The following is a 21,846-nucleotide window of genomic DNA, read 5'->3' as shown; positions in this document are numbered from 1 at the left end:
TTAACTTTAAACTCTTTTGATTCTGAAAGCTGACGCTTTCAAATCTGTTTGTTACATGATTAAAACTTTCTACCTCTTAACCATTTGTTTCTTGAGCTCTTAAAACTTTATATACATTGCTTACAATGTCATCCGTTCTTGGTTACTTCTGTGTTTTACAAAAGCAACTGCGCTTAATATTTTGGTGGTCCGTACCTCGCTTTCTTAGATTATATCATTTAAACTTACATCTGTTCTCTTCTGTACTTTGTATTTGGTTTACCACATCTGTATACTGCTTGCTTTCGCTTTTGTTTCTACATTTGCTTATCAACATCTACTTTTCCATTCGTTTCACTTTTGTAAATTAAAATGTTAAGATTAAGTTCCCATGGGACTCTCCTCCTTAGTTAATTAAGTTTCAATTGATCTTTTATCTTTTTGTTGTCTTCATTATATTCCCCATACTCCAATTTGTCAACCTCTTTTTTATATTTTTTTATATTAATTTTTTATGCTTTGTTTTTGTGTCAATTATCTGATAATTTTAAACTATTCTAATATTTTATATATTATATCTTACACAGAAAAAGAACAGGTCTTGTTGATATAACCCATTCCAATACCACTGCACCGTAAAAGTTTATCCCAACCTTCTTTTGAAAAATATTGCTTTTTCCCTCCCCTAACTATATAATAGAATATAAGTTTACGGAGTGAAACAAAGAATACAGATTGAAAGAGGTAACTGAATTATGAAGAAAAAGGTTGTTATTGCACTTGGCCATAAAGCGCTTGGCACTACATTTCCGGATCAAAAGATTGCAGTTAAAAATTCTGCCAAGATCCTTGCTGATTTAATAGAAGAAGGATGCCAGCTGGTAATTTCTCACAGTAATGCTCCCCAGGTAGGGATGATCCATACAGCCATGAATGAATTCGGGAAGGTTCATGAGGATTATACACAGGCTCCTATGTCCGTATGCTCTGCCATGAGCCAGGGATATATTGGATATGATTTACAGAATGCAATCCGTGCAGAGTTAATTAAACGCGGTATTTTCAATACGGTAAGCACGATTCTCACCCAGGTTCTGGTGGATCCTTATGACGATGCTTTTTATAATCCCGTTAAGGTAATCGGACGTTATCTTACTGCGGAAGAAGCAGAAGAAGAAGAAAAGAAGGGCAACTATGTTATCGAAGAACCCGGCAAGGGTTTCCGCAGAATTGTTGCGGCTCCAAGACCTAAGGATATTATTGAAATCGATGCCATTAAAGCCCTTGTAAATGCCGGCCAGATCGTAATCGCATGCGGCGGCGGCGGTATTCCGGTACTGGAACAGGGCAGTGAGCTCAAAGGTGCCAGCGCAATTATCGAAAAAGATTATGCAGCCGGAAAATTAGCTGAACTGATTGACGCTGACGCATTGATCATCTTAACAAACGAAGAATATGTCTGCATTGATTATAAATCCGATGCACCGAAGGAACTCCACCGGATTAGTTCTGCAGAAGCACAGGAACACATTGACCATCATGAATTCGGTGAGGCTGCCATGCTTCCTAAAATCCGGGCATCCATTGATTTTGTTGCATCCGGCAATGACCGCAAGGCAATTATTACAAATATGGAACATGCCTGTGATGCTTATCTTGGTAAGACGGGTACTGTTATCACAAAATAATATAAATTAATATTAATCACAAAAGGGGCATGCGTCAAAGCATGTCCCTTTTCTCCGTTATTCACCTGCAATCTTTTTATTGCGAAACAGCATACACATTATCAGTGCTAAGAAGGTGATTCCAAGCCAGCTTAAAATTGTATTGTCCCAGCCTGTTTGCTGTACCAGAATCCCGATTGTAAATGTAGAAATGGCACAGCCCAGATATGCCATGGAATTCAGGAAACCGGATACAGTTGAAACCCTTCCTGCTTTTTCAAACCTTAAAGGAAGAAGATTTACGAAGACCGTATTTACAGCCATCATAGATGCTGTAATGACGGATAATAAAATAACGGTAAGTATCAATGACTTACTGCCAAAGAGCCACAGACAAAGCAGTGATACCGTTGCTGCCATGAAGAAGCATGCTGCTGTCTTTGTCTCCTGCTTTTTCCATTTTCGGTACAGATACTGAGCCGCATAAGCACCTGTCAGATTAATAACAGGCAGAATGGTTGTCACCAGAATTGAAAGTGCCGGGGATGTCAGAAAGGTTTCGCTGATATAAGTAGGAACCCAGGAGGTTACACCGTCTTTTAAAACCCCATGTACAATTACCGGAATCAGAATGACAAGAATTCCGCTTCCTGCCAAAATCCTGTGAAAGGCAACCTGCGGCTTTTGTATATTATTCCGATTATTATCTTCTTTCTCAACGTCCACACCAAATTCCCTGGAAAACTTTTCTATTTTTCGAAATTTAATATCCCATAAAAGTGCCGCTGCTATAAGCAATGCTGCTGCTGCAAAAAACACCCCATGCCAGCCATTCAGGTAAATTACGGCAGCAGACAGCAGATAGGACGCCAGCGTTCCCAGTGCCTGCGTGGATATAATGTTAATACAAAAACGGAGTTTCGTTTTTTCTTCTAACATTTCTGCAAAAATGCGGATAATGGGAGGCCATATCATAGACTGGGCATAACCATTTATACACCAGACTAGCCCCATGATACCAAAATCAGCAAAATATCCCATAACAAGATTTGCTACCCCCGAAATTGACAACCCTAAAAAAATCATTTTTCTGGGATTTACTTTGTCCCCCAGGAATCCGTTTAACAGCTGCCCGATTCCATATGCAAAGAAGTAAGTCATACTGATAAATCCTGCCTGGGATTTTGAAAGTACTGCTTCTTTGATCATGACCGTCATGGCTGAGGAATAGTTGAGCCTCCCCAGATAGGACGTAAAATAGGCAATCCAGCATAATACAAACAACATGGTTGTCATTCGCACATCTGCTATTTTCTTATATTTATGCAATGTAATTCCTCCCTGATACATCATTTTTACCTGTTCTGCTGCCGGTATTGCAGAGGCGTTAGCCCTGTGGACTTTTTAAACACCCGGAAAAAATACTGACTGTCCTCATACCCCACTTTCTTTGCGATTTCTACAACGCTTTTATCTGTTTCCACCAGATATTCCCTTGCCTTTTTGATTCTAAATTCCGTAATATAATTTACGGTTGACTGCTTTAGCTCTTTCTTAAATACGGAGGAAAAATAATTGGGGCTCATCCCATATCGTTCCGCCAGCTCATTTATAGCAATATTCTCATTATAATTTTCCTGTATGTACTGAATTGCCAGCATGATTTTATTCCTGGCATTGGTATCTACAGCGCCTTCGTTCTGCATGCATTCCATTACCACATTGATGAGATAGCCCTCCATTTCTTCCACGCTGTGAAGCTCATCCAATATGCTGAAACTGGAAAGAAGCTTTTCCATGCTTTTGGGATTATGGATGCCTTTTGAATTGAAGTTACGCAGAACCATATTTAAGATCCTCACCCACATGACCCGGATGTAAGTCACGTTATATTTGAATAGTTTTTCTTCCGAAAATATTTCGTGAATCAGGGTCTGGATATTACCAATATCGTGCCTTTCGATATAGTGATACAGCATATTTAATGCAGCCGTGGGAAATTGTTCTGCACTGAATATCCTGGCATCTTCATAGAAATAAATGTTAGAGGTTCCATAGACAAGCCTTTGCTTTAATGCCTCCATCGCTTCGTTTTTACTGGCTGCTGATAAATGCAGCGTACTTTTGCTTAAGCCCATGGTCAGAAAAATATCCATCTGCTTTTCAAAAATATTTTGCAGTTTCAGGAAAATCTGCTCTATTTCATTTCGCAAAAGCTTTTCTCTTTCTAACGAAAATACTGCAAAGAGCTGATTATAATTTGACAGGTTATCCACCATTACTTTGTCACAGGCGGAAACGATTTCGGAGAATACATTTCTGATGGAGAACCGGATTAATTCAATATCTTCATGCCCAAATTTGCTGCCGGAATAGCTTCTTCCGTCAATATTTATAATTCCAAGAAAATGCAAACAGCCCGGGCTGAAAAAACGGGGATGGTCACTTTTTAGCATTTCATAAAGAAGCCCTTTCTCTTCAGTCTCCATCACCTGTTTGCTGACCAGCGCATGTATGCCTTTTTCCAGTGTATACTGCTCTTTCTCTTTTTGCAGTTTGGTCTGGCTGGATATGGTATTGCGTATCATCTCATCTTCCTGCAGTGATTGTATGGTTTTTTCCATAACCTTTTTCAGTTCATCATTGGACAACGGCTTTAGAAGATAAGCTTTTGCCCCCAGGGAAATTGCCTGTTCCGCATAGGCGAACTCCGCATAACCGCTTAAGATGATAAATTTCATATGGGGATACAGCGGCTTTGCTTTTTCTATAAATGTCAGCCCGTCCATATCCGGCATATGGATGTCTGTCACTACGATTTCCACACTTTTTTCCTGAAGAATCGTCAGGGCCTCCTGCCCGGATGAAGCTTCCAGAATTTCCTCAAATTCCAGGTTTAAATACTTTAATCTGGCAAGAAAACCTTTTCTGATTAGCTCTTCGTCATCGATAATCAATAGTCGGTAGTTCATTACATATCTCCTCCCCTTTGTATTAATGGCAGCCGAATGCAAAACCGGCTTCCCTGATATGGCATGCTATCAATGGATATCCCATATTCATTCCCACACGATAATTGTATCCTCTGATTTACATTGCGGATCCCAATGCTTTTTTTATTATCCTGTACCTCTTTCGGCTCATTGATAAAAGCATTTAAATCCCGTACCCGTTCTTCATCCATCCCAACTCCGTCATCTTCAATAACGATGAGCAATGCCTCCTTTTCCCTGCGTATCGAGATCTCAAGGGTCCCTTTTGATGTCAGATTCCCCAGCCCATGTACAATCGCATTCTCTACAATCGGCTGTAAAATAAACCGCAGAATCATGTAACGATCCACATCTGCCTCCACGTTATAAAAGACTTCAAAGCGTTCGTTATAACGTATTTTCTGAATAAATATATAATTCTGTGTATGATGCAGTTCCTGGGCAATTGTTACAAATTCTCCGTAATTTTTACCCAGACTGTAACGGAAGATTTCGCCCAGCTTCTCACACATATCACATACCACAAACGCCTGATTAACTGCAGCGATTGAGCTGATCGTCTCCAGTGTATTGTATAGAAAATGCGGATTAATCTGAAGCTGCAGATTACGCAGCTGTGTTTCTTTATTTTCCAACTGCTGTATATAGTATTTTCGAATCAGCTTTTCCAGTTTTTTCAGCATATGGCTGAATTGTTTGTCCAGATAAGCGATTTCATCACTACCGGCGATGGGCTCTGTAATGGTAAGGTCGCCGGTCTCCGCAACTTTAATTTTTTGTACCAGCGCCCCAACCCTTGCAGAAAAACGGTATGTGAATAAGTATGAAAAAAATAATATTGCCAGGATAACCAGCAGTAAAAGGGGGATCACCAGAAGCTGTATCTCTCCTTTTTTCTCCATAAGTTCACTGTTTGCAAATAAGAACAGAATGTTCATTCCATATTCTTCTAATGAGGTACTGGCTACCACATAGTCTGATATGGTATGGATTTTGCCGTTATGATACTGTTCTCCATCTGCCTGACGCTTTAAAAATTCCGAGAGAACTTCCCCTTTATTCTGGTCTGAATCATAGAGGGCTTTGCCGTCTGCACCATATACGATAACATCAAAATTACTTTTATCATTTTCCCAGTTCTTACCGGGGGAAAACAGACGTTCCATAAATATATCAAGTTTTACGATTCCAATATCTTTTTTTGTGTAGTTAAGCAGGTCTATCTTTTCTATTTCCCGCAGAATGGACAAGATCGTCTGACCTTTTCCAGCAGACAGGTAAGTAAACCAGCCTTCATTCAGAGCTTTTTTATTACGGTACCAGGACTCTTTTTTTGCTGCTTCTATCATGGTAGCTTTGTTGCCATACACAGGGTTCTCAGCGATTTTGGAATAAATCATACAGTTTCGTATCTCACTGGGACGGTCCAGCAGCAGCGATTTCGTTACCTCTGTGCTGATTTCCTGTCCCTTCTTGTATGGGCTCTTTTCCACCGATGAATTTGTGAGGGTGTCCAGTATTATGGTATTATTCGCGATAAAATCCAGGCTGTTCTGGTATTGCAGCATTTTTTCTTCAATATTTTTCATATACTGTGCTGTAATTTGTTCGTGTGAATTAACCAGATCCCCTACGATCAGCCGCTCTATTTTCTGAAACAGAAAGCCGGTGATTAATATGATCGGTACTACGCTGATCACGATAGTGAAAGAAACCAGCTGTTTAAATATGGAATAACTGTAAATTTTTTTACTTTTCATCTGTCTGCCCTTCTTGCTGTCATAAGCTGCTGTGTCTATATTTATCCGGGTATTCAGAAAGGTCTTAGAGCGTGATTTAAAATACGCTCTAATGCCTTTTCGCGATCTCCCTGTTTACCTTTTCTCTGAGCTTCTGAAAAAACTGACTGCTGTACGGATAGGAAACAAGGGTTACCGGCATCTGTGCCGTCTGTCTGATCAGTTCTAATACATACTCTCTTGACGTAAGTTCTTCCAGCATCTGAAATGCACGGATATCCTGCATGGCTTCGGATAATACCATCAGGCGTATGGATTCTTCCGGGCGGCCGTCCTCTCCCGGATATACCAGGAAGGCATCGCCGGAAGGAAATGCTGCCCCTGCATCCGTGACCTCATAAGGATTAATGTGGGACAGGGAATATTGCGAATTGTAGAAATTAAATCCCCAGTGCAGAAATCCCTCCAGGCGGTACTGATACATCTGTACTCCCAGAATCCTGGTTCTTCCCGAAGGCATGGCGAAGAAACGATTTGTAACATCTTTTCCCTGGGCCCCGCAATAATAGGTCCAAAGTCCCTGTACCTGATGTTCTAAAAAAGGATTCAGATGATCAATTCCCGGAACCGGTTTATCCACGATTCCGCTTTCATAAAAAGTATATCTGGAAACTGCATCCATAATGGGGTATCCCTTTAGATGGCCGGATACGGATTCCCTTACTTTCCGGTACATTTCCAGGTCTTTTTCCTCCGGCTCATCCGATAAGTGGAAAAATACCCGTCCTCTTAAATCCCATTCATCCAGCTTTTGAACCAGCGCATCCAGATATTGTGCCAGAAATTCCTGGTATTCAGAACTTTGACTATCCGTCTCCCATCCAAATATCTGTTCCATAACGCCGTCTTTTACTGCCATCACTTTGGGTGCACTTTTTGCCCCCCATTGTGTAAAAAGATGGGCGATTTCAAAATATTTCACACCGCAATCCATACACATTTGAAAATAGGTATAAAGTTTTTCAAAGGAAAAGATATATTTTTTATCCGAAACACTCACATCTACCAGCTGCACCGTGGTGCGTTCTCCGCCTATAACGGTATCCAAAGGAGGAGTAAATGTGGGCGCTAAAATCATATTAATGCCGCGTTTTACATATAGAGTAATAAAATTCTTTAATATCTTCCAGTGCTGCGCAGACCAGGGCTCTGCCTGGTAATAGTCAGCAAGACAGTCACAATGGAACCACTCTGTATGAAAACAGGTCTGGGGGCTTAGATTAACCGGATAGATGCAGATCTCTGTATGTACCTCACCGACCAGTAAATTATCTTCATCATAAAACTGCAAGGTCAGATCCTGTAATCCCTCCATTCCCTCTTTTGCTTCCATATCAATCCATAATGTGTGCCACTGGCGGGGAATAAATGGAATCTTTTCAAGCGAAATATCTCTTAATAAATCCGGATAAAGTCCGGGTTCTTTGGAGAGATAATGCTCATCGCAGTCTCCGTTGCAGGGCAGGATAGAAGGCATCAGCTTCACTTCCCGTATCCGTACCGCATCCTTTAAGCTCCCTTTCACCTTTACCGCCCCATACCGGGTATACGAAGTCTCTGCCCGATATGCACATTGAAGGGAGATGGTTTCTCCCAAGAAGCCGGATAACGCTATTCCCTTTAAGTCATCTTCCGGTTCTATTCCTGGAAATACTTTGGTAAGGGAACTTATAAATTTAAATTCATATTTGATCATGTTGTTATCTACCTTTCACTGAAAATAATTAATATCAATTTTAATCAGGTTCTATGATTTCTGCACAAACTTTATTGTCAGTAAACCGGTAAGTAAATCGCACAACAGCGTTATCCCTGTATGTAACAAGGCTTGCCTTATTTGATGAACCGCTTCTTGGATAGCTGTCGTAACAGTATGTTGCAGACAGCGTGCCATAAGTGGATATTGCATAATCATATGTTCCCGCATAGGGAATCACTACTGTCAGCGTATACATACCCTCACCCAGATAATACATACGGGTCACTTCACTGTTGGAATCATTTTCCACGGCTCCCGCCGAAGGTTGAAAGCTTCCATAAACCACTACTTTTTCCGGAAGTTTCACACCGGTTTCTTTATCATAGACGTCTCTTGCTCCATAATCCATCAGATTTCCGGGATTGGCTGCTTTTTCACGGAGGCTGTGATTCATTTTCCAGAGTCTTTGCAAAGCTTCTTCCTGGGAAAATCCCATGGGGCAGTCTTTACTTTTTTGGTTGATCTGGTAGAACTCCTGAATCTCTTTTGTTCCATCTTCTTTCTCCATCATGAGAGCTGCATCACTGAGCATTCTTCGAAACGGAATTTCAAAATAGGCATTTGGATTCTGTATTTCTGTCCAGTAATAAGTATACTCCAGAAAATGATTACGGGTTGCTGCATCCTGGTTAGCAAACCATCCGATCTGGTCATATCCCCACCAGTCTTTCCTTGCCAGCTCTTCTCTGGTAAACTCATCAAACCGCTCTATTACTTTCCCGCCCCAGTTGTCATACTCCATAAGATAGGGCATTGCCTGGGCACTCCATCCATTGGGATTGCTGCCTCCTTCGCTAAACCCTTCTTTTACCAGCACCTGCTTATGCCCCGGATGCGCAAGCAGCGGAACACCCGTAAATGGCATGGCATGATAATCAAACAACAATCTTCCACTGATATTAATACCATGTGTATGGGCATCCAGAAGTACTTTATGCCGGCGGGCATGTTTTTTCGCATAATCCCTGATCAGTTGAAACAGCTCTTCTGTTTTTAGAAAACCTTTGTCATTGGCGGTATACAAGTGAACCTGCCCCATATGGAGCGCTTCGTATCCACAGTCAATATAACGGCAGGCCCTGTAATAAAACCACATTCTCGCCTCCAGACGGTTCAGGTCGGGTATCCCACCGTTTTTTTCTTTTTCACGGCTTATATGTATAAACCCCGGCGGTTTCTGTGGAAACAAGGTCTTTTCCAGACAAAAATTTCTTTTTTCCGGTTTCTCGCCAAATGCTTCAAAAACATATTCTGGAATGGGAATCTCATTGATTTTTTCTACAATTATCTCGAATATACAAGCCTGCAATATGATCTCCTCATCTAATGCATGGACTTTTTCCGCCAGAATCCTGCTTTTTTCAAAATGTACCTCATCGTCCATTGTCATATACCAGACTCCCGAGGCTCTGCCTAAGAACTTCACCCCCAGATCACGAATGACTCTCAAGTCATCCTTCAGAGTATTGCTTTCAAATAATCCCGCTGCTGTCACTGCCCTGGAAAGATAATTTTCCAGAACATCCTTTTTTATGTACGTATCGAAGATATAATCTGCCATCTATTTGTCACTCCTTTTATCATCTAATAGTGAAGCAATCGTATCTGTAAAAACGCCGGTGGCACCTTTACACAAGCTTTCCGTCTCCTGCTTATTTACAGCAGGTCCTACCACATCCAGATGAATCCACCGGATTCCTTCCTCGATAAATTCTTCCAGAAAAGATGCCGCAACACTTGCACCCCCGCCCTTTCCAGGCGCATAGTTTATCAAATCTGCCGTAAGGGAATCTTTGATTTCCTGATGAAAATACGCATCTAAAGGCAGTCTCCAGAGTTTTTCACCGCAGACTTTTGCCCGGTTCTGAAATTCCCCATAAAATTCGTCACAATTGGAAAATATCCCTGCTATCTCATTCCCAAGGGCGTTCTGGCAGGAATAGGTGAGCGTTGCAAGATCAATGATACTCTCTGCACCGATTTTTGCTGCAAAAGTCAGCGCATCACAGAGTATCAGGCGCCCTTCTGCATCGGTGTTATAGATCTCTACCGTCTTACCTGACATGGTCGTAATTACATCTCCCATTTTACAGGCATCCGGACTGATCACGTTTTCCACGCAGGGTAAAATGGCGCAGATTCTCTGTTTGCTTTTATTACGCACTGCAGTTTCAAAAGCCGCCAGTATATTGGCGCCACCGCACATATCATACTGCATCCCCTCCATGTCACCCATGTTTTTTAAATGATAGCCCCCGCTGTCAAACATAACCGATTTTCCTACCAGGGCAGTAAGGCTCCCTTTTCCACTTCCTTCATAATACAGTACCAGGAGTCTTGCCTCTTTGCTGCTCCCCTGATTTACTGCAAGAATTCCCTGGCATCCCATTTCTTTCAAAGCTCTGTCATCAAACACTTCCGCTTTTATATGATAATAATCCGTCAGTTCTCTGACATACCCTTCCATCTCCCGGATTCCAAAATAATTGCCCGGAAGGTTCCCAAGACTTCTGGCATGGCTGATGCACCTGGCATCCATTACTGCTTCCTCCAGGATTTTGCACAGATCAAATCTCGTAATAAATGTATAATGGCATTCGGGATATTTTGAAAACAATTCCCTGTTAATAAATATACTATTATTTCCAATTTTTTTTAACCCTTCTTTTGCAAAAGAATATCCGCCTTTCACAATTGCCTTAACCATAAGCCGAATCAGTTCTGCTGCGCTTTCCTCTTCCCTGCACACTCCGTCCAGGTAAATCCGGATATCACCCACGGCATTTTTCCCCAGTATCCGGGATTGTTTCTGTAAATCGCAAAAAGGATATTCTTTGTTCTCTCGAATATCCCACCTGGTGATCTGTCTTTTTTGAATACTGCTGTTTATGATTGGGGCATTCAGTTTCTCCCCTTTTTTTCCTATGAGTATCAGCCTGCTTTCTTCTCCCATTGGATCTAAGCCGGCATTAATATGAAACTGCATTTTCATTTTCCTCCCGCAGACATTTTCGCCCGACATTTATTCCCGTGAGCAGCCAGCCAAACGGACGCGCCTGCGGGTCCATCCGGCTGCTGCCACAAGTATGTATTTTATGTTAGAAATTCACCATAATGGTTTTAATCTCGTAGGGCTTAACGAAGATTTCTACCGGCCCTTCCTGAAATGTTCCTTCCGGTATTTCCATCAGGCTGCATTCACACCACTGCCTGATATTAAAAGCACTCTGCATTTTGATCGTTTCTCTGGAACCTTTAAATTCATGAAAACGAATTACAATGGCATCGCTGTTTTCTGCCTTTTTCACCGCATCCACTACAACTGCATCTCTGTCAAACGAAATAAAACTATGTTCCATAACCGGTTTTCCGGGTTTTCCAGATAATGGATTGTTCAGATCGAATGCCTCTTGTTCTATCTCCGCCCGGTACCATTCTCTGTGATGGGGCAATATAGAATACGTGAATTCATGATGTCCCAGATCTGCTGTATAATCCGGGTCCACCGCCGATTTTATCAGCGTCAGGCGAATGGTATCTTCTTTTATGTCATGTCCATATTTACAGTCATTTAAGACCGCCATTCCATATCCTGTTTCCCACAGATCTACCCACTTATGCGCCACTACTTCAAATTTGGCACTTTCCCAGGGGGTATTGCGGGTAATCGGTCTTCTCATATTGCCTTCCTGAATATCGAATCTGGCATCCACCGCCCGGATATCCACAGGAAATGCGGTTTTCAAAAGCTTCTGGCGTTCTTCCCAGTCTGCCTCAGTGCGAAAATCGATCCTTTTTTTGTTCCGGTACAGGCACATAGTCTGTCTGATCCTGGATTTATGATAAGCCCAGGTGAAAGTGACATAAATTCCAGCCGGCTGCTCTTCTGCTTTAATTTTGATACAATTGGTGATTTCTTCTCGCTTTAAATCAATAGTAGGCTCCAGTTCCCATGCATCAAAACACCTTGGCTTGTCTTCAAAGACCTGGAGTACATTGCTGCATTTTCCCGATGGGAGTACCTCTCTTGCTGCTTCCTTGTCGTATATTCTGGTAAGCTGCCCCTGTCTGTTCCAGGAGACTATATAATACGGGGTATCTGCTTCAAAGATCTCTATTTCCTGTCTGGAACCGGCTGTACCCTCTTTTTTATAAATGGATACAAATGAAAATGGCTCTATATCCGATATATATACTTCACTTCTCCCATTCTCCCATCTGGAAGCCAGCTTTTTCCCATTTTCATCAATAAAGAAATCCGTCTTTTCCGTATCCGGTATCAGGACATAGGTATTCCGCTTCCAGTTTGCATTATTAAATACCGAATACACACCTTCCTCCGGCTGATATAAGGCTTTGCTGAGATTTTTATTCACCTGCTTCAACAGCCCTTTGGCACGTTCATATTCGGTATGACTGTCTTCATATACTTCTTTAATAGAAGAACCCGGAAGAATATCATGAAATTGGTGACACAGAACAATTTTCCATGCCTTTAAGATTGTTTCTGACGGATAAGGTAAGCCGGTAAGCTGTAGTGCCAGCACACTCAGCAGTTCGGTATCTCTTAACCAATATTCCATTCTGCGGTTCATTTTCTTATTATATGCCTGGGAAGTATAAGTTCCCCGGTGAAATTCCAGATATAACTCTCCATCCCAGACAGGCAGGAACCCATTCATGGGATTTTCCAAAAGGGTCTGATTCAGCCTTTTGAAATAACTGCGGGCAGTTTCTGTTTTGACTTTGGGAATACCCGGTACTTTATTCAGCTGGGTCATGGTCTTAATCATATCACGATTGGGACCTCCGCCGCCATCACCATATCCATACGCGATTAAAAGGTCCCGGTTCAGATCTTTATTGCTGTAATTATCCCAGACTCCCTTGACAGCATATGGTCTGGTATCACCATTATATGTATAATATGAATCTCCCTGGTCTGTGGTGGTAATGAAATGTGTGGTAACCTCTGTCCCGTCTATCCCTCTCCATAAAAAGGTATCATAGGGCAGTTTATTGGTGTCATTCCAGCTGATTTTCGTAGTCATAAATGTGTTCACGCCGGACTTTTTCAGTATCTGGGGCAGCGCCCAGGAATATCCGAACACATCGGGGAGCCACAGAAAATCATTCTCATAGCCGAATTCCTGCATAAAGAAATTCTTTCCCACCAGGATCTGGCGGATGATGGATTCTCCGGAAGCCAGATTACAGTCGCATTCCACCCACATGGAGCCTGAGGGTTCCCATTTCCCCTGTGCAGCCCTTTTTTTGATCTGTTCATAGATGTCCGGATAATCTTCTTTGATAAATTCGTAAAGCTGTGCCTGAGACTGCAAAAAAGTATACTGGTCATATTCTTCCATTAAACGGTTCACACTGGAAAAAGAACGTGCCGCCTTTTCTCTGGTATGGCACAGCCTCCAAAGCCATGCTGCGTCAATATGGGTGTGCCCAAGTAAAGTTACTTCTACTTCCGGTTTTCCCCTTCCATCCATCTGTCCGTTTAAATAAGCATATGCTTTTTTTATACTCTCATAGAATTCGCCGCTGCCGGGTTCGGTATAGTCCACATACCCAAAAGCTTTCACCAGTGTATTTAAAATCCATTCTCTATACTCATGGCTGTCATCCAGCAGCTCGTAAGCCTCCAGGGCAGTCCTTGCCAGAAAGTAAAAATCGTCTGTCGTATGATCCAGTATACCAAACTGCGCACGCTTTATTTCCATTGCCATTTCCCGGGGGCTTCCGCCGCCGTTTAACCCAGACCAGACACGGAAATTCAATTCCAGGCTGCATCCGTTTTTCCCTGGCTTTAAGAAGACTTCCCTGTGGTTTCCATCCACGCCCTGGTAAGGTTCCCCATTTAAATACAGTAAGCTTTCAAAATGGCTGTTATTTCCGGTTCCCACCCGTGCCCCAAAGTCAAAGAGCCCGACTACTTCTTCCGCTTTCATGGTTTCTGGTATGGTGATGCGGGTACACAGCCAGTTATAGCGGTCCCATCCTTTCCAACGAAATCCCGGGCTTACCACGCGGGGTTCTCCCATGGGGGTACGGTTTCCTGTCTTCCCGTCATCCTCATACCAGAGAAACTCCGGTATTTCCTGTAAGCTGTGGTAACGCAGCTCTTCCAATTCTTCCAATAAATTCTTTATTCTGTCTTTGTTATGAAAATCAAATGGCATATTATCCTCCAGGATGTTACAGAATTTTAAACACGCTCCAGTGTATAGACATCAACCCTTCACTGCTCCAATCATGGCACCTTTTGCGAAATATTTCTGTGCAAAGGGATAGATGCATAATATCGGCAGGGTGGTAACTACTACCGCTGCCATCTTCAGTGAATCCGATGTGACGGTATTGGCATTTTGCGCCAGCGCCTGGGATACGGATGTAATTTCCTTCTGCGCTGCCATTGCTCTTGCCAGCATCTGCTGCAGTACGGTCTGTACCGGCCACATAGCACTGGACTTCATATAGAATGCTCCGGCAAACCAGTCATTCCAGTGATTTACGGCTGTGTATAATCCTACAACGGCAATTACGGGTTTACTTAAGGGAAGCATAATCCTTCCATAGATCCCGAAAAATCCACATCCATCCAGTTTTGCTGACTCTTCCAGACTTTCCGGAACAGATTCAAAAAAGGTACGCATCATAAGCAGATAGGTAACACTTACCAGTCCGGGTACTACATACACCCAGAAGGAATCCAGAAGATGAAGGTTGTTGTATTGGATATAAGTCGGGATCATACCGCCTCCGAAGAGCATGGTAAATGTGATCAGCATGGTGATGACCTTGTTTCCCGGCAGCTTCTTTTCCCGGAGGGAATAGGCTGCCAGAGATGTTACCGCCAGGCTGGCGGCTGTTCCGATAAACGTTCTTGCAATGGTAATTACATATGCTTTCATGATACTTCCATCTGCAAATACTTCCTTGTAGTTGTCCAGGGTAAATAATCTGGGCCAGAAATATACACCGCCTTTGGCTGCATCGGTTCCGTCATTTAATGATAGTGCCACTACGTTAAGGCATGGAAGCACAATTAACAGACATATGATGATGATGATCAGATAAATAATCACCTGTATAAACCGATCCATTGGATTTTTCTTAATTTTCTTTGCCACCTTGATAGTTTGTTTATTTTCTCTGCCCATGCAAGCATCCGGTCCTTTCTATTGCTTCCTCATTTAGCTGTAAAAATTGATTGCTGTCTTATCTTCCTCATACATCTTTTTCAGATAATCTTTAAACTTGTCATTACCTGCTGATTTTAACTGCGCACGGAAAGATTCTACGATGGATTTTACTTCAGCGTCATCCTTTGCAAAGAATGCCTGGGTTAATACTTCTTTATAGTTTAACAGATCCATCTGTGCTTTAACGTCTTCCATTCCTTCTGCTGACAGATACGCCGTTGCATCAAGTCCTTCGATCAATTTTTTCACTCTGGGGTATTCTTTTGCCACCTCAACGGAACGCTCAAAAGTAGTACTGGATGAGGCACCTGGACGGCTTTCACCAAAGTTGTCCAGAGGATTTAAATTGGTTAATATAAAATTGAAAAATTCCAGTCCGCTTCCGCCCATTCCGGCTCCAACCTGATTTACCAGCCAGTCTGTATCTCCTTCATTTAACTTCTGGGTCACTTCATCGGTCAGCTGTGGCTTTCCATCCACCATATTGTAGGAAACGCCTTCAACCCCGTACTGGCAAAGAAGTGTTCCTTCTTTTGTAGACAGGTAATCGAAGAATTTAAAGATCTCTTCCGGATTTTCGGCATCTGCAGATATCGCCCAGGCACCATTTGCTGTTTTTCCATGAGTTACTTTCTTGTTGTCGCCCTGGATGTCATTTAACGGTCCAAGGGGTACCCATTCATCTGATCCGTAAATAATTTCCTGATAGTTATGAACATCACCGATAATCGCTGAATTATGTGTCTTGGATACTTCCTCTGCGCGGGTACTGTCCATAGTAAAGAACTCCGGATTCATCAGCCCTTCATTTAATAATTTTCTGACATAATTGATTTTATCGTATACATGGTCTGTTTCTGCTTCATGCATGACATTTCCATTTTCATCAATGTTATAGCCGTCGCTTACGCCCCAGTCCAGGCCTGCAATATCAAATTCCAATGCATCTACAGAGCCTCCCCAGAATTTAGGTCCAAGCGGCCATACATCATTGCCGTTATCATCTTTGAATCCGCCCTGTTTAATTTTTACAAGCAGGTCATAAAATTGTTCCGGGGTACGTATTTCCCTTGGATCAATTTTTAGTTCATCTGCAATCTTTTTCTGGATATAAGGTCCGCCCAGATATTCATTTTCCGGAATGTATTCCAGGGAACGGTCTATTTCATCGATTCCAAGGTGCAGCAAATACACGGCCCCCTTAAAGTCATCACGGAATACGATGTTTTTCTGGGAATCATGAGGAAGATAATCGTCTTCATAATATTTGGAATATACCCTGGAGTTTTTCATATACCCGGATACATCCGCAAACATGCCTTCTTTTGCCGCTTTCAAAAGCAACGGAAACTCCGGTCTGGTGGAGTCATTTAGATAAGTGACAATCACGTCCGGAATGGTTCCTGCCGCCAGCTGGGAAGCCAGGACTTTCGCATCGCTGTCACCTGGTGTATACTGAATATTTAATTTAATACCAGTTCTTTTCGTCAATTCCTGCATAACCGGAGTACTGTTTATGTCCTCAGGTAATGTATAGCCAATGTCATCCACATATACCTGCACATTAATAGTCCGGTCTGCAATCCAGGTATCCGGCTTGTCAGCGGCTGCTTCCGCTCCCGTATCCGCCGATTTGGTATCCGTATTCTTTCCTGTTTCCTTTGCACAGCCTGCCAGCAGCCCTGCTGCCATGGTTCCTGCCATCATTACCGCCAGTATTTTTGTTGCCAGTTTCCTTTTCATATCAACAATTCCTCCTTCTTAACTCTCTCTATTTCATAGCTCACTTTATATCTCTCTATCATATTTCTGTCACCATAGTCCCACTTCCGTGGTCTTTTTACATATCCGGTTACAGATAATGACCATTACCAGTCCTACGATCCCCTGGATCAGACCAATTGCCGTGGCATACCCAAACTGACCTCCCTGCAATCCCACACGAACTACATAGGTATCCAGAGTATCTGCCAAAGCCATATTGCCAGGCGTTCTCAACAAATAAATCTGTTCAAATCCTGAGGAAAGCAAGCCCCCGATTCCCATAATAAACAACAGTCCAATGGTTCCCCGGATACTTGGCAGCGTAATGTGCCACATTTTCTTAAGCTTAGAGCACCCATCCATCTCCGCCGCCTCATAAAGGGCAAGATCCACACTGCTGATTGCCGCCAGATAAATAATGGAATCCCATCCGATATTTCTCCATAAATCCATGGAAAATAAGATCTTGAAGAAATATTTAGCCTCCATCAGGAAGAAGGTGCTTCCATCACCGCCCATCTGTGTGATAATCTGATTTAATACTCCGGTATTGGGAGCCAGAATTCTCTGCAGCATGGTTACGATAATAACCGATGATAAGAAATGCGGCAGATAGGTGATTGTCTGGGTAATCTTTTTAAATCTTAAATTACGGATTTCATTGAGCAGAAGTGCAAGTATTATTGCAAATGGAAACTCCAGAATGCATTTAATCGCACCAACGCTTAAGGTATTGCGAATCAGCCTGAAACAGTCATAGCTCTTGAAAAAGGATTCAAAGTAGCGGAACCCAACCCAGGGACTTCCCCAGATCCCTTTTCGAAACGAATAATCTTTAAAAGCCAGAACACTTCCTGCCATTGGAACGTAGCAGATTAATATGTAATATATAATACACGGCAGCAGCATCAGATACAGGGGCCAGTATTTGAGCAGCCGCTTTCCAAGCGGTGCCTTGACCGGCTTTTGCCTGACAGGCTTTCTTGCAGCAGCAGTTTGCATTTGTTCCTCCTCCTTTTATTTGATGAGTTTATTATAAATTTTTTTCCATATTTTCAACAATGGACAAAACCTTTTTATTTAGTGTACATTTCTACACACAGAGGATAATGATCCGACAAATATACACCTTCACTGCAATCCATCCACTTTTCGATGCCACAGCTGCACAGTTTGTCTTCAGCATAGATATAATCGATTTTCTCTGGTTCTGACAGGTTCCCGTAATCATGGAAGGTTCCTCCTGCCAGTTCTGTCATATCATGGAATCTTGGATATTCTTTCATAACCTGCATCTCCTCGGAATCCGGAAAAGCATTAAAATCCCCTGCCAGAATCACCGGTATATCATGGAATCCTTTTTCCGCCTTTAACTTTTGAAAAATCTGGCCCAGTCCCAGAAGCCGTGCCTTGGTTCCTTCATGATCCAAATGAATATTGATAATCCGGAAAAGCTCTTTAGTCTGGAGATTCTGAAGTACTGCTTCCGTACAAGCCCGGGGACAGATGCTCTGCTGGGGATAGCGGCTGCCGGGCTGTGACGGCGTCTCGGAAAGCCAGAAAGTTTCCATAGAGATCAGATTATACTTCCCTTTCTGATATGCGATAGAAGTCTGCTCATCTTCCAAAGAGCTGCTTCTCCCGCACCCGATGATATAATAATCCGTCAGATTTTCCTTTAGCCACACCGCAACGTGGGGTAATACCTCCTGAAAGCAGATAACATGAGGCTGTTCCTGGATTATTTTCTTTAAAATCAACGGTTTTCGGTTGGAAAAACAATTTATGCCATCCTGATTGTAATCACATCGGATATTAAAAGTAGCCAGTTTTATCATCCTTCATCCCTCACCCTCTCCGGTTTATGCTGCGGTGGATTTTTTACCACGCTTCCATCTTCCTGGCACACGTAGGTTTCAAATCCGGTAAGATCATCTTCCTGCAGCACAAATATTCTTGCCCCTCTTTTCAGGCCCTCTTTCCCATAGCCTCCGTATCCGCTTGCCCGTCCGTATCCCAGAACGATTCCGTACATTTTACCCCAGAAATCATTTGCATGGTCATGGCCTGCGAATAGTCCTCTGGTATGCCCTTCTTCCAGCATTGCCGTGAAAAATCCAGAATTGATCCGGGGACAGCCGATACCTTCATTTTTCTCACCATAGCAGACTTCCATATCCCATAATTCATGGTACTCAGGAATCGCCATGTGTAAAAATGTAAGTGCGGAAAAATCTTCGCCAGGATTCTGCTTTTCATATTCCCGCATCATTTCCTGGTACCAGTTAATCTGTTTTTTCCCCAGATAAGCGTAATCTCCTACCTGGGGCATTGGGTTATAATCTCCGGAATCCAAACCACAGACCAGCCAGCGCAGCCTTTCTTCTCTGCTGCAGACCTCAATCATATGATTACCGGTTCCCTCCAAACCGGTTCCCCCATCAAATGCCAGGCATCCCGGTAGTTTTCTCACTTCTTCAAATAATTCTTGGTGGCTGCTGTTAAATTCCACATCGTGATTCCCAAATACAAAAGTCCATGGAATCCCGGATTCGATAAAAGGTGCCAATGCCTTTGGAAGAAACTTAAGATTCTGTTCCCCGTATACCGTATCCCCGGTGGTAATTAACAGGTCCGGACGTTCCCGGGCAATCAGCCTGCCCATCATTGCCATCGTTCTTGCATCATCGGCATCTTCATTGGTGTAATGGATATCCGTAAACTGCATTACTTTAAAAGTCCCGTCATTTTTGAAATATAATCTGTTATTCATATCCACTGTCCTTTCTTTTTTCACATATACTTACGTGAAGTATATAAAGCAAACTAAATTCCTATATAGCTTATCCGTATTATGGATATTCTGCAATAGACAGAAATTTATAAATCAGTGGATATTTCTACAACGAAAAAACAGATGCCCGGAAGCATCTGTTTTTTCAGTTCTTATTTATTATTTATTTGATCAGTCAATATAGCTTGCTGCGCTGTATGCCTGTCTATAGCTGATATCGGAAATGATGATTCCCGTTTCCGGTGTGCTGGCATGAATTACCTGATTATTGCCGATGTACAAGGCTACGTGGCCGATAGATCCGCTGTCATCTAAATAGAACAGTAAATCTCCGGGCTGAACGCTTCCTACGTCAACACTTCTTCCGCCATAAGCCTGGTCTGCAGCCACACGCGGGATACTGATACCGAAGTTTGCCATTATGGACTGTGTAAATCCGGAACAGTCTGCTCCGTTTGTCAGACTGGTGCCTCCCCATACGTAAGGATTACCTTCAAATTGAAGCGCAAAACTTACAATACTCTGTCTGGTACCGGAAGTGGAAGAACCCTGTCCGCTGCCACCGGATGGATCCTGGTTTCCGGGAGCTTCCGTCTGAGGCGGCTCTGTAGCAGGTGTTTCTGTAGCAGGAGCCTCTGTTTCAGGAGCATTAGTTTCCGTTTCTGGTACTTCTGTAGCAGGAGCCTCTGTCTCAGGGGCATTGGTCTCTGGCACATTGGTTTCCGGTGCATTGGTCTCTGGCGTTTCTGTCCAGGTTGTTTCTGTTTGCGGAGCTTCGGTCTCCGGTGCCTCTGTCCAGGGGGCTTCGGTTTCCGGTGCATTGGTCTCCGGGGCATTGACTGCCGGAGTCTCTGTTTCCGGTACATTGGTTTCCGGGGCGCCTGTCTCCGGTGTTTCTGTCTGCTGTGCATCTGTAGATGCATTGTTCTGTCCCTGAGATGAACCCTGCGTATTGGATGCCGCTTCATCTGCCTTACGCGCTTCTTCTAAAGCTGCCTGATAAGCTGCTTCTTCAGCTGCAAGCCGCTGTCTTTCTTCTTCCAGGGATTCTGCTACTTTAAAATGCATGCTGCAATCCACATATTCTTTCGACACGTAGCCTTCCATATCTGAATCTACTCTTACTTTTACCCAGTCTCCCTGGTCATCCAGTACACGGAGTTTCTCCGAGTCACCCACCATGCCTACAATATCCTGATCCGTTCCGGCTCCTGACCTTACCATTAAAGTAGTGGTCTTAACGGTAGCGACTTTTTTCCCCACCTGTTCAGCCAGTGCCTCTGCTTCTGCACCTGTGACAAAATATTCTTTTTTAACATAACCTTCTACAGAACCGGAACGGATATGGTACCATCCGTCTTCTTCGCCCAGTATCTCGGCTGCCGAATTATCATAGAGCTTTCCAAGTACTTCTCCATCGTCCGTGTTTGGTTTATTTCGTATATTAACATAAGCATCATCATTAATCTGTGCAATCGCCAAATTGTCATAAGGATTCGAAACCTGTGCCTGCGCTTCACTGCTTTCATCCGTCCCATCCTGTTTGTCAGCAGATCCCTGCTGCGAATCCTGGCTCCCGCTTATACTCGCCTGTAAACCAGCCAGCGGAACCTGAATAGTCTGTGCTTTTGAAACCAGACCCAGGCTTGAAAACGTAATAGATCCTGCCATCAGACATGCTGCAATCATCATCATTCTTTTCTTCATGAAATTTCTACCTCCATATTGCTATATTTAATTGTTACATAATTGTTAAATTTATTACGTTTTCATTATATCATAATTACATTTTTTGTCAACCTCAAGATAATATATTGTTTTACACCACTCTAAATCCCCAGTATTTAAAAGGGTTTTAGCCATTTATTTTTTCTTTA

Annotated in this window: 14 protein-coding genes; 1 reads left to right on the top strand and 13 read right to left on the bottom strand. The window is 42.8% G+C overall.

What is annotated here, in order from left to right; all coding sequences use genetic code 11:
* Positions 1-734 precede the first annotated feature (734 nt).
* Entirely contained in the window at positions 735-1,667 is a 933-nt protein-coding gene (gene arcC, locus CD03_RS0111835; RefSeq protein WP_027293815.1) for a carbamate kinase, read from the top strand.
* 57 nt (positions 1,668-1,724) lie between these two features.
* Here arcC and CD03_RS0111830 read toward each other — a convergent pair whose 3' ends face one another.
* The 13 genes from CD03_RS0111830 to CD03_RS33295 form a co-directional block, all read right to left on the bottom strand.
* Positions 1,725-2,975: an MFS transporter gene (locus CD03_RS0111830; RefSeq protein ID WP_027293814.1), complete on the bottom strand. Its 1,251-nt coding sequence runs from the start codon at positions 2,973-2,975 to the stop codon at positions 1,725-1,727.
* 26 nt (positions 2,976-3,001) lie between these two features.
* The gene (locus CD03_RS0111825) at positions 3,002-4,618 is read right to left on the bottom strand and encodes a response regulator transcription factor (protein WP_027293813.1); all 1,617 of its coding nucleotides are present in this window, start codon (positions 4,616-4,618) and stop codon (positions 3,002-3,004) included.
* Positions 4,618-6,399, bottom strand: coding sequence for a sensor histidine kinase (locus CD03_RS0111820; RefSeq protein WP_027293812.1), 1,782 nt, complete (start codon positions 6,397-6,399; stop codon positions 4,618-4,620). Before CD03_RS0111820 ends, CD03_RS0111825 begins: the two co-directional genes overlap by 1 nt.
* Positions 6,400-6,487: 88 nt before the next feature.
* Positions 6,488-8,134, bottom strand: a complete 1,647-nt coding sequence (locus CD03_RS0111815) for a DUF4091 domain-containing protein (RefSeq protein WP_027293811.1) — start codon at positions 8,132-8,134, stop codon at positions 6,488-6,490.
* A 40-nt stretch (positions 8,135-8,174) separates the two neighbouring features.
* Entirely contained in the window at positions 8,175-9,758 is a 1,584-nt protein-coding gene (locus CD03_RS0111810) for a hypothetical protein (protein WP_027293810.1), read from the bottom strand.
* Positions 9,759-11,183, bottom strand: a complete 1,425-nt coding sequence (locus CD03_RS35990; protein WP_052377772.1) for a M17 family metallopeptidase — start codon at positions 11,181-11,183, stop codon at positions 9,759-9,761. It abuts the gene before it with no gap.
* A gap of 112 nt (positions 11,184-11,295) precedes the next feature.
* The gene (locus CD03_RS0111800; RefSeq protein WP_027293809.1) at positions 11,296-14,388 is read right to left on the bottom strand and encodes an alpha-mannosidase; all 3,093 of its coding nucleotides are present in this window, start codon (positions 14,386-14,388) and stop codon (positions 11,296-11,298) included.
* Positions 14,389-14,439: 51 nt separating this feature from the next.
* On the bottom strand, positions 14,440-15,369 hold the full coding sequence (locus CD03_RS0111795) for a carbohydrate ABC transporter permease (protein WP_081820230.1): 930 nt from the start codon (positions 15,367-15,369) through the stop codon (positions 14,440-14,442).
* A gap of 33 nt (positions 15,370-15,402) precedes the next feature.
* Positions 15,403-17,154 carry an extracellular solute-binding protein gene (locus tag CD03_RS0111790; RefSeq protein ID WP_027293807.1) on the bottom strand — a complete coding sequence of 584 codons (1,752 nt, stop codon included), beginning with the start codon at positions 17,152-17,154 and terminating at the stop codon, positions 15,403-15,405.
* A gap of 69 nt (positions 17,155-17,223) precedes the next feature.
* Positions 17,224-18,177: an ABC transporter permease gene (locus CD03_RS0111785; RefSeq protein WP_027293806.1), complete on the bottom strand. Its 954-nt coding sequence runs from the start codon at positions 18,175-18,177 to the stop codon at positions 17,224-17,226.
* A gap of 74 nt (positions 18,178-18,251) precedes the next feature.
* The gene (locus tag CD03_RS0111780; protein WP_027293805.1) at positions 18,252-19,013 is read right to left on the bottom strand and encodes an endonuclease/exonuclease/phosphatase family protein; all 762 of its coding nucleotides are present in this window, start codon (positions 19,011-19,013) and stop codon (positions 18,252-18,254) included.
* Complete coding sequence (locus tag CD03_RS0111775; RefSeq protein ID WP_044289923.1) at positions 19,010-19,948, bottom strand: metallophosphoesterase family protein; 939 nt, start codon at positions 19,946-19,948, stop codon at positions 19,010-19,012. The genes CD03_RS0111780 and CD03_RS0111775 overlap by 4 nt, the downstream gene beginning before the upstream one ends.
* A gap of 192 nt (positions 19,949-20,140) precedes the next feature.
* Entirely contained in the window at positions 20,141-21,676 is a 1,536-nt protein-coding gene (locus tag CD03_RS33295) for an SH3 domain-containing protein (protein ID WP_052377771.1), read from the bottom strand.
* Between the last annotated feature and the right edge of the window lie 170 nt (positions 21,677-21,846).

Origin of the sequence: Robinsoniella sp. KNHs210, assembly GCF_000686105.1 — a bacterium.
Taxonomy (GTDB): domain Bacteria; phylum Bacillota; class Clostridia; order Lachnospirales; family Lachnospiraceae; genus Robinsoniella; species Robinsoniella peoriensis.
This window is presented reverse-complemented; position numbering and strand designations above follow the sequence as displayed.

Excerpts from the sequence above, each read along its gene's own strand:
- CD03_RS0111795 (WP_081820230.1), bottom strand. The coding sequence starts at position 15,369 with ATGGGCAGAGAAAATAAACAAACTATCAAGGTGGCAAAGAAAATTAAG.
- CD03_RS0111780 (WP_027293805.1), bottom strand. The coding sequence starts at position 19,013 with ATGATAAAACTGGCTACTTTTAATATCCGATGTGATTACAATCAGGAT.
- CD03_RS0111800 (WP_027293809.1), bottom strand. The coding sequence starts at position 14,388 with ATGCCATTTGATTTTCATAACAAAGACAGAATAAAGAATTTATTGGAA.
- CD03_RS0111785 (WP_027293806.1), bottom strand. The coding sequence starts at position 18,177 with ATGCAAACTGCTGCTGCAAGAAAGCCTGTCAGGCAAAAGCCGGTCAAG.
- CD03_RS0111810 (WP_027293810.1), bottom strand. The coding sequence starts at position 9,758 with ATGGCAGATTATATCTTCGATACGTACATAAAAAAGGATGTTCTGGAA.
- CD03_RS0111820 (WP_027293812.1), bottom strand. The coding sequence starts at position 6,399 with ATGAAAAGTAAAAAAATTTACAGTTATTCCATATTTAAACAGCTGGTT.
- CD03_RS0111790 (WP_027293807.1), bottom strand. The coding sequence starts at position 17,154 with ATGAAAAGGAAACTGGCAACAAAAATACTGGCGGTAATGATGGCAGGA.
- CD03_RS35990 (WP_052377772.1), bottom strand. The coding sequence starts at position 11,183 with ATGCAGTTTCATATTAATGCCGGCTTAGATCCAATGGGAGAAGAAAGC.
- CD03_RS33295 (WP_052377771.1), bottom strand. The coding sequence starts at position 21,676 with ATGAAGAAAAGAATGATGATGATTGCAGCATGTCTGATGGCAGGATCT.
- CD03_RS0111775 (WP_044289923.1), bottom strand. The coding sequence starts at position 19,948 with ATGAATAACAGATTATATTTCAAAAATGACGGGACTTTTAAAGTAATG.
- arcC (WP_027293815.1), top strand. The coding sequence starts at position 735 with ATGAAGAAAAAGGTTGTTATTGCACTTGGCCATAAAGCGCTTGGCACT.
- CD03_RS0111825 (WP_027293813.1), bottom strand. The coding sequence starts at position 4,618 with ATGAACTACCGACTATTGATTATCGATGACGAAGAGCTAATCAGAAAA.
- CD03_RS0111815 (WP_027293811.1), bottom strand. The coding sequence starts at position 8,134 with ATGATCAAATATGAATTTAAATTTATAAGTTCCCTTACCAAAGTATTT.